Here is an 8,428-nt window from a genome sequence, read left to right on the forward strand (position 1 = left end):
TGCCAGACGGTCGGACCCATATATAGTCGCGGCAGAAGCGACCCGACGCGGCCTGGCCTGCGCCCCGCGGCGGACCGGACCCGACGGGTGCAGCGCGAGGACCGACCCGATGCAAGGCGACTTCAGAACCAGCTTCGTGCGCGAACCGACAAGCCTGAGGCATCATCCGGCACTGGTGCTGAATGCCGATTACCGCCCGCTCAGCTATTATCCCCTGTCGCTCTGGCCCTGGCAGGATGCGATCAAGGCCGCGTGGTTGGACCGGGTGCAGATCGTCGCGGAATACGACCAGTTCGTGCATTCGCCCACGACCCGCATCCGCATTCCATCGGTCGTGGTGCTGCGCGATTACGTCAAGCCGCAAAAGCGCGTGGCCTTCACCCGCTTCAACCTGTTCCTGCGCGACGAATTCTGCTGCCAGTATTGCCGCAGCACCGGCGATCTGACGTTCGACCATGTCGTGCCGCGGTCGAGCGGCGGCAGGACGAGCTGGACGAATGTCGTCGCCGCCTGCGCGCGCTGCAATCTGGCCAAGGGCGCGCGGGCGCTGGCGCAGTGCCAGATGTCGCTGCAACGCCCGCCGCGCGAGCCGGGGGCGGAGGAGTTGAAGAATATCGGCCGGCGCTTTCCGCCGAACCATCTGCACCAAAGCTGGACGGATTTCCTTTACTGGGATGCGGAACTGGAAGCGTGACGCGACCCGAAAGAGGGGCAGGCGCCGGCGACTGGACAGCCCGCGGCGTGTGACCTACCCCTCGGGACCGCACTAGAAGGATCCAATGCATGGTCAGCCGCGTCATTCCCGTCGATCCGTTCGACCTTGTCATATTCGGCGGCACCGGCGATCTTGCGCGCCGCAAGATCATCCCGGCCCTCTATCGCCGGTTCATCGCCGGCCAGATGCCGCCCGAGGCGCGAATCATCGGCGCGGCCCGCGGCGATCTGGACGATGCGGCCTATCGCGACCAGATGCGCGGCGCGCTGGCCGAGTTTCTGTCGGGCGATCTGAACGCGGATGACGTGTCGGCGTTCCTCGATCGGCTGCACTTCGTGTCCATCGATGCGACCGGCGATGCGGGCTGGTCCGACCTGCGCGACCTGATGCGCGACGATGTGATCCGGGCCTTCTACTTCTCGGTCGCGCCCAGCCTTTTCGGCGCCCTGGCGCAAAAGCTCCACGATCAGGACATTGCCGGGCCGCAATCCCGGATCGTGGTCGAGAAGCCGTTCGGCCGCAACCTGAAGACGGCGAAAGCCCTGAACGAAACGCTGGCCCGGCATTTCGACGAGACGCAGATTTATCGGATCGACCATTATCTGGGCAAGGAGACGGTCCAGAACCTGATGGCCGTGCGCTTCGGCAACGTGTTGTTCGAACCGCTGTGGAACGCGCAATACGTCGATCACATCCAGATCACCGTGGCCGAGACCGTGGGCGTCTCGGGGCGCGGCGCGTTCTACGACCAGGCGGGCGCCATGCGCGACATGGTGCAGAACCACATGATGCAGCTTTTGTGCCTCATCGCGATGGAGCCGCCCAGCCGGTTCGAACCGGACGCCGTGCGCGACGAAAAGCTGAAGGTCATCCGCGCGCTCGACCCCGTGCCGTCCGACGACATCGTGCGGGGACAGTATGCGGGGACGGACGACATTCCGTCCTATCGGCAGGATGTGGAAAACCCCGACAGCCAGACCGAAAGCTTCGTCGCCATGAAGGTCGGGATTTCCAACTGGCGGTGGGCGGGAACGCCGTTCTATCTGCGCACGGGCAAGCGCCTGCGCGCCCGCGCATCCGAGATCGCGGTGGTTTTCAAGGATGCGCCCCATTCCATCTTCGGCGAGGAGGCCGGGCGTCACCGGAACATCCTGACCATCCGCCTGCAACCCAACGAGGGGATGATGCTGGGCGTGACCATCAAGGAACCCGGACCGGGGGGCATGCGTCTGGTGGATGTGCCGCTGGACATGACCTTCGCGGATGCGCTCGGCCCCGAGGGCGAGCATGTGCCCGACGCCTACGAGCGGCTGGTCATGGACGTGATCCGGGGCAACCAGACCCTGTTCATGCGCGGCGACGAGGTCGAGGCGGCCTGGGCCTGGACCGATCCGCTGGTCGATGCGTGGGAAGCCCGCGACGAACGGCCCGCCTTGTACGAACCCGGATCCTCGGGGCCGGAAGAAGCGCAGATCCTCATGCACCGCGCCAACCGGCGCTGGCGCGAGATCAAGGAATGATGCGATGAAGCTGATCGAATATCCCGATGCCGAGATGATGATGATGCGGGTGGCGGACATCCTGGCCTCCGAAATCTCGGGCACGCTGGCGGCGCACGACCGCGCCACGCTGGCCGTGCCGGGCGGTTCGACGCCGGGGCCGGTCTTCGACATCCTGTCGGGCATCCGGCTGCCCTGGGACCGGGTGCATGTGATGTTGACCGACGAACGGCAGGTGCCCGCCGATCATCCGCGCAGCAACGAACGCCTGCTGCGCGAACGCCTTCTGCGCGACCGTGCCGCCGCGGCGACCTTCGTGCCGCTCGACCCCGCTAACCCCGAGGCGCTGGCGGATGAATTGCCGCTGTCGATCCTGCTGCTCGGAATGGGGGCGGATAGCCACACCGCATCGCTTTTCCCGCGCTCGCCCCAGCTTGAGGCGACACTTGCCGACGATGCGCCGCCGGTGATGCGGATCGACCCGCCCGAAGGTCTGGAAGGGCGCGTCACGCTGACCGGCCCCGTCCTGCGCGGTGCGATGCGCTGTCATGTGCTGATCACCGGCGATGCAAAGCGGGCGGCGCTGGATACGGCGCTGGACGCCGACCCGCTGGATGCGCCCATCGCCGTTGTGCTGGATCAGGCCAACGTGCATTGGGCGCGGTCATGAGCGTCGGGGCCGCCATGTGGGACGACCTGCGCAACCGCGCAGAGGGCGTCCGCGACCGCCGTATCGCCGGGTTGCTGAACGAGGACCGCGCCAGGGACTTCGCCGTCGAAGCCTGCGGGCTGCATTTCGATTATGCGAAAACCAATATTGACGCCGAAACGCGCGATTTTCTGATCGGGATGACCGAAGCGGCCGGTCTGGCCGCCGCCCGCGACGCGATGTTCGCGGGCCGCCCCATCAACGACACCGAAGGCCGCGCCGTGCTGCATACCGCCTTGCGCAACCTCGACGGCGGGCGGGTGATGGTCGCGGGGCAGGACGTGATGCCGCGGGTTCTGGGAACGCTGGCGCGCATGGAAGGGTTCGCGCGGTCGGTGCGGGAAGGACCGTTCCGGGGGCAGGGCGGGCGCATCACGGATGTGGTCAATATCGGGATTGGCGGGTCCGATCTGGGGCCGGCGATGGCGGTCCAGGCGCTGGCACCCTGGCATGACGGTCCGCGCTGCCATTTCGTCAGCAACGTGGATGGCGCGCATATCGCCGATATCCTGCGTCCCCTCGACCCCGGTACGACGCTGGTCGTCGTCGCATCCAAGACATTCACCACCGCCGAGACGATGACCAACGCGGAAACGGCGAAGGCATGGATGGCGCAGGATGTCCGCGACCCGACGGCGCAGTTTGTCGCGCTGAGTTCGGCGCCCGACCGCACGTCGGCTTTCGGCATCCCCGAAACGCGTGTCTTCGGGTTCGAGGATTGGGTCGGCGGGCGCTATTCCATGTGGGGGCCGATCGGTTTGTCGCTGATGCTGGCCGTCGGCACCGAAGCGTTCCGCGCATTCCTGCGCGGCGCCGCCGAGATGGACCGCCATTTTCGCGCGGCCGACCCGGTCGGGAACATGCCGGTCATGCTGGCCCTGACGGGCATCTGGCACAATCAGGGCTGCGGCTATGCCACCCGCGCGGTGCTGCCCTACGAGCAGCGCCTGGCGCGATTGCCGGCCTATCTTCAGCAGCTCGAAATGGAAAGCAACGGCAAGCGCGTGTCGATGGACGGGCGGCCGCTGAATGTGGATAGCGGGCCGGTGGTCTGGGGCGAGCCGGGAACCAACGGGCAGCATGCCTTCTATCAGCTGATCCACCAGGGCACGCGGATCGTGCCGTGCGAATTCATGGTCGGCGCGCGCGGCTTCGAGGAGGAACTGACGCATCAGCATCGCCTGCTGATCGCCAATTGTCTGGCGCAGGCCGAGGCGCTGATGCAGGGCCGCACCCTGGACGAGGCGAAGGCGCAGCTTTCGGGCCGGTACGAGGGTGCCGAACTGGACCGTCAGGCCGCGCACCGCGTCTTTCCGGGGAACCGGCCTTCGGTCATGCTGCTTTACGACCGGCTGACTCCGGACGTGCTGGGCGCGATCGTGGCGCTTTACGAGCACCGTGTGTTCGTCGAGGGCGTGCTGCTGGGCATCAACAGCTTCGATCAATGGGGGGTCGAACTGGGCAAGGAGCTTGCCCGCTCGCTCGAACCCGTCATCGCCGGCGAGGCGGACGCGGCGGACAAGGACGCGTCCACCGCCGCGCTGGTCAGGTGGCTTCGCCGGCACGGCGCCTGATGCCCGTGCCGGCGAGGGCCGCTCAGAGCAGGGCGCGCACCTTGTCGGCCATCGCTTCGGGCGTGATCCCGAACCGTTCATACAACGACGTGCCGGGGGCCGACGCGCCGAAACCGCGCATGCCGACAAAGGCGGCCTTCGCCTCGCGTCCCCGTTCACCCAGAAGCCAGCGATCCCAGCCCATCGGCGACGCGGCCTCGACCGCGACGCGGACCGGGCCGGCGGGCAGGACGCGGCGACGATAGGTTTCGTCCTGCGCCTCGAACAGATCCCAGCTTGGCATCGACACCACCCGCACGCCTATTCCGTCCGCTTGCAGCAGATCGCGCGCGCCCATTGCAACGGCGACTTCGCTGCCCGTCGCCAGCAGGATCGCCTGGCGCTTGCCGTCCGCGTCAGCCAGCACGTAAGCCCCCTGCGCGACGAGGTTCTTCGTCTTGTGTTCCGTGCGCAGGGTCGGCAGTCCCTGCCGGCTGAGGGCGAGGACGGACGGGCGCGCGGCGGTCAGGGCGATTTCCCAAGCCTCGGCCGTCTCGACCCCGTCGCAGGGGCGGAACACGTGCAGGTTCGGCGTGGCGCGCAGCATCGCCAGATGTTCGACCGGCTGGTGCGTCGGACCGTCTTCGCCCAGTCCGATGCTGTCATGGGTCATCACATGAACGACGGGCGCACCCATCAACGCGCCGATGCGAATGGCGCCGCGTGAATAATCCGAAAAGCACATGAACGTGCCGCCATAGGGCCGCAGCCCGCCATGCAGGGCCAGCCCGTTCATCGCCGCGGCCATGCCGTGTTCGCGGATGCCGTAATGCAGATAGCGGCCCTTCCGGTCCTCGGCCGAGAAGATGCCCAGATCCGGGGTCAATGTGTTGTTCGATCCGGTCAGGTCCGCCGATCCGCCGATGGTCTCGGGCATGATCGGGTTCACGACCTCGAGCACGGTTTCCGAACTTGCCCGCGTAGCCACCTTGGGCGCGGTTTCGGAAAGCTGCTTCTTCAGTGCGCGGATCGTCGCCGTCAGCTTGCGCGGCGGCTCACCGGTCTGCATCCGGTCGAAAAGGGCGCGCGACTTGCCGCCCAGGGCTTCGACACGGTCTTCCCATTCGCGCCGGGCGGGGGCCCCGCGACGACCCTGCTCCTCCCACCAGGCCTTGATGTCCTGCGGGATCTCGAACGGGGCGCTCGGCCAGCGATAGGCGCGGCGCGCCTCCTCGATCAGCCGGTCGTCCGTCAGTGCGCCGTGACCCTTGCCCGTATCCTGCGCCGAAGTGCCCAGCGCGATATGCGTCTTGCAGGCGATCATCGACGGGTGATCGTCGGCCTTGGCCGCCTCGATGGCGTCGTGGATGGCATCGGGATCGTGGCCGTCGATGGATTGCACATGCCAGCCGGATGCGGCGAACCGCGCCGCCTGGTCGGTGCTGTCGGTCAGGCTGACGCGGCCGTCGATGGTGATGTCGTTATCGTCGAAGAACACCGTAAGATGTCCCAGCCGCAGGTGTCCGGCCAGCGCCAGTGCTTCCTGGCTGAGACCTTCCATCAGACAGCCGTCGCCGGCGAATACCCAGGTGCGGTGATCGACGATCTTCGACCCGAACCGCGCGCGCAGGTTTTCCTCGGCGATGGCGAAGCCCACGGACGCGCCGATGCCCTGGCCCAGCGGGCCGGTCGTCGTCTCGATCCCCTTGGCATGGCCGTATTCGGGATGACCGGCCGTCTTCGAGCCCCATTGGCGGAAATTGCGGATTTCCTCCAGTGTCATGTCCTCATAGCCGGTGAGGTGGAGCAGCGCATACAGCAGCATGGACCCGTGGCCGGCCGACAGGATGAACCGGTCGCGGTCGGCCCAATCGGGATGCGACGCGTCGAACTTCAGATGCCGCGAAAACAGCACCGTCGCCACATCCGCCATGCCCATCGGCATGCCGGTATGGCCCGAATTAGCCGCCTTGACCGCATCCATGGCCAGAAAGCGGATGGCGGCGGCGCGCATCCAGTGGTCGGGATGCGCGTTGCGCAGATCGTCGAGGTCCATCGGCAGGTCCTTCCGTAAGGGTCGGCGGGGTGATAGCAGGCATGGAGGCGATATCAAGCGCGCCGCAGGGCGATGCACCGTCAGGGTGCCAATCGCCGCGCGCCGCGGCCTAGACTGCCAAACGCGAATCGCCTGTAGGCGCCGACAGAGAGGATTCGATGCACGACATCGCAGAACTGCAACGCCGGCTTGCCCATGCGCTGGACAGGATCGGCACGGGACTGGACGGCCTTCGACGGGACGAGCCCGCGCAGCCCGATACCAACCCCGAATTGGAGGCGCTGAGGGCAGAGCTGGAGGCGGAACGGGCGACGACGGCGCAGCTTGAGGAACGTCTGCGCGCGGCACGGAGCCGTCATGACGAACAGAACGCCGCGTCGCAGTCCGAGGTGGAACGCATCGGCAAGCTGCTCGCGGTGATGGAGGAAGACCGCCAGAGCCTGCGCGCCGCCAACGAAGCGCTTCGCAACAGCAATCAGGCGCTGCGTGAAGCGAATGCCGAAGGATTGTCCGACCCGCATCTGGTGAATACCGCGATCCTGACCGAACTCGACGCGCTGCGCACCGTGCGCAGCAGCGACCGGGCGGAACTGGACGGGATCATCGCCGCCCTTGCGCCAGTGCTTCAGGACGGAACCGAGGGGAGAACAGACAATGCCTGACGTGACCGTAACGATCGGGGGCCGCGATTATCAGGTCGTCTGCCAGCCGGGCGAAGAACATTACCTGCACGGCGCGGCGTCGATGCTGGATGCCGAGGCGGTGACGCTGGCGCAGCAGATCGGACGCCTGCCCGAAGCCCGCATGTTGCTGATGGCGGGATTGATGCTGGCCGACCGCACGGCGGGGATGGAGGAACAGTTGCGTCAGCGCGATGCGCGGATTTCGGAACTGGAACGCGCGGTGCTGGCGATGCGCAACGCACCGCCGCCGAAACCCGAACGGGTCGAGGTGCCGGTAATCCCGGCACCCGTCCTCGATTCGATGGCCGAACTCGCCGCCCGCGCCGAAGCGCTGGCCGACAGGGTCGAGGAAACCGGCGCCGCCTGACGGCGCCGGCCCGTTGCCGGTCAGGCGTTCGCGGCCCGGATCTTGTCGGCCGCGTCTTTGTCGAAGGCGACGCCCTTGTCCGCCAGAAGCGTATCCAGCTCGCCCGACAATGTCATCTCGGTCACGATATCGCAGCCGCCGACGAATTCGCCTTTCACGTAAAGCTGCGGAATCGTGGGCCAGTCCGAGAATTCCTTGATCCCCTGTCGAATGCCCTCGTCAGCCAGCACATTCACATCGCGATACTCGACGCCCATATAGTTGAGCACGCCAGCGACCTTGCTGGAAAAGCCGCATTGCGGCATCGCGCTGGTGCCCTTCATGAAAAGCACCACGTCGTTTGCATCGACGATCTGCCGGATTTCCGCCTGCGCGGTGGCCGTATCGGTCATCTTGTCCTGTCCTTGTCTGCTGGCACGAAAAGCCGTGCATATTCCTGTGGGTCGCGCGGCACGGTATAGTCGCGCGATTGTCCGCCCCCGCCGCCGCCCGAGAAGTATTCCGACCGCAGCCGGTGATGTCCCCGCCCCGGCACGCTTCCGCGTCCCCTGCCACGTTCCGCGCGCACGACCCAGAAAGCCCGCGCCAGAAGGATGGCCAGGATCGCCGCGCCGATCGCCGTGGCAAGGCCGCCGATCATTCCGGGGCCCGCGTCGTCAGGGCCAGCGCATGCAACTCGCCCGCGGGACCGTCCATCTTGCCCTTCAACGCGGCATAGACGGCGCGCTGCTGCTGCACGCGGTTCTGGCCCCTGAAGCTGGGATCGACGACTTCGGCGGCATAGTGGTTGCCGTCGCCCGCAAGGTCGGTGATCGTCACCTCTGCCTGCGGAAAGGATGCGCGGAT

10 protein-coding genes are annotated in these 8,428 nt (G+C 66.8%); 6 read left to right on the forward strand and 4 right to left on the reverse strand.

Going from position 1 to position 8,428, the window contains the following annotated elements:
• The first annotated feature begins 109 nt into the window (after positions 1–109).
• From OCGS_RS03255 to pgi, 4 genes are all read left to right on the forward strand, one after another.
• Positions 110–694, forward strand: a complete 585-nt coding sequence (locus OCGS_RS03255) for an HNH endonuclease (protein ID WP_007425803.1) — start codon at positions 110–112, stop codon at positions 692–694.
• An 89-nt stretch (positions 695–783) separates the two neighbouring features.
• Positions 784–2,235 (forward strand): glucose-6-phosphate dehydrogenase, encoded by a 1,452-nt coding sequence (gene zwf / locus OCGS_RS03260; protein WP_007425804.1) that lies wholly within the window; start codon positions 784–786, stop codon positions 2,233–2,235.
• Positions 2,236–2,239: 4 nt separating this feature from the next.
• A complete protein-coding gene (gene pgl / locus OCGS_RS03265; protein WP_007425805.1) occupies positions 2,240–2,884 on the forward strand; it encodes a 6-phosphogluconolactonase in 645 nt (214 codons plus the stop codon).
• A gap of 14 nt (positions 2,885–2,898) precedes the next feature.
• A complete protein-coding gene (gene pgi, locus OCGS_RS03270; RefSeq protein ID WP_040610434.1) occupies positions 2,899–4,497 on the forward strand; it encodes a glucose-6-phosphate isomerase in 1,599 nt (532 codons plus the stop codon).
• Between the two features lie 22 nt (positions 4,498–4,519).
• On the opposite strand, the gene tkt is transcribed toward pgi, so the two are convergent.
• A complete protein-coding gene (gene tkt, locus OCGS_RS03275; protein ID WP_007425807.1) occupies positions 4,520–6,532 on the reverse strand; it encodes a transketolase in 2,013 nt (670 codons plus the stop codon).
• Between the two features lie 158 nt (positions 6,533–6,690).
• On the opposite strand from tkt, the gene OCGS_RS03280 reads away from it, so the two are divergent.
• Together OCGS_RS03280 and OCGS_RS03285 are read left to right on the forward strand one after the other, a co-directional pair.
• Positions 6,691–7,194 carry a hypothetical protein gene (locus OCGS_RS03280; protein WP_007425808.1) on the forward strand — a complete coding sequence of 168 codons (504 nt, stop codon included), beginning with the start codon at positions 6,691–6,693 and terminating at the stop codon, positions 7,192–7,194.
• Entirely contained in the window at positions 7,187–7,582 is a 396-nt protein-coding gene (locus tag OCGS_RS03285) for a cell division protein ZapA (protein ID WP_007425809.1), read from the forward strand. Before OCGS_RS03280 ends, OCGS_RS03285 begins: the two co-directional genes overlap by 8 nt.
• A gap of 20 nt (positions 7,583–7,602) precedes the next feature.
• Here OCGS_RS03285 and grxD read toward each other — a convergent pair whose 3' ends face one another.
• The 3 genes from grxD to OCGS_RS03300 form a co-directional block, all read right to left on the reverse strand.
• Complete coding sequence (gene grxD / locus OCGS_RS03290) at positions 7,603–7,974, reverse strand: Grx4 family monothiol glutaredoxin (protein ID WP_007425810.1); 372 nt, start codon at positions 7,972–7,974, stop codon at positions 7,603–7,605.
• A complete protein-coding gene (locus tag OCGS_RS03295) occupies positions 7,971–8,222 on the reverse strand; it encodes a hypothetical protein (protein WP_007425811.1) in 252 nt (83 codons plus the stop codon). Before OCGS_RS03295 ends, grxD begins: the two co-directional genes overlap by 4 nt.
• On the reverse strand, positions 8,219–8,428 hold a 210-nt coding region (locus OCGS_RS03300), incomplete at its 5' end, for a BolA/IbaG family iron-sulfur metabolism protein (protein ID WP_083848181.1). The genes OCGS_RS03295 and OCGS_RS03300, both read right to left, overlap by 4 nt.

The organism is Oceaniovalibus guishaninsula JLT2003, from assembly GCF_000299575.1.
In the GTDB taxonomy this organism is placed as follows: Bacteria; Pseudomonadota; Alphaproteobacteria; order Rhodobacterales; family Rhodobacteraceae; genus Palleronia; species Palleronia guishaninsula.

Excerpts from the sequence above, each read along its gene's own strand:
- pgl (WP_007425805.1), top strand. The coding sequence starts at position 2,240 with ATGAAGCTGATCGAATATCCCGATGCCGAGATGATGATGATGCGGGTG.
- OCGS_RS03255 (WP_007425803.1), top strand. The coding sequence starts at position 110 with ATGCAAGGCGACTTCAGAACCAGCTTCGTGCGCGAACCGACAAGCCTG.
- tkt (WP_007425807.1), bottom strand. The coding sequence starts at position 6,532 with ATGGACCTCGACGATCTGCGCAACGCGCATCCCGACCACTGGATGCGC.
- OCGS_RS03285 (WP_007425809.1), top strand. The coding sequence starts at position 7,187 with ATGCCTGACGTGACCGTAACGATCGGGGGCCGCGATTATCAGGTCGTC.
- OCGS_RS03280 (WP_007425808.1), top strand. The coding sequence starts at position 6,691 with ATGCACGACATCGCAGAACTGCAACGCCGGCTTGCCCATGCGCTGGAC.
- OCGS_RS03295 (WP_007425811.1), bottom strand. The coding sequence starts at position 8,222 with ATGATCGGCGGCCTTGCCACGGCGATCGGCGCGGCGATCCTGGCCATC.
- pgi (WP_040610434.1), top strand. The coding sequence starts at position 2,899 with ATGTGGGACGACCTGCGCAACCGCGCAGAGGGCGTCCGCGACCGCCGT.
- grxD (WP_007425810.1), bottom strand. The coding sequence starts at position 7,974 with ATGACCGATACGGCCACCGCGCAGGCGGAAATCCGGCAGATCGTCGAT.
- zwf (WP_007425804.1), top strand. The coding sequence starts at position 784 with ATGGTCAGCCGCGTCATTCCCGTCGATCCGTTCGACCTTGTCATATTC.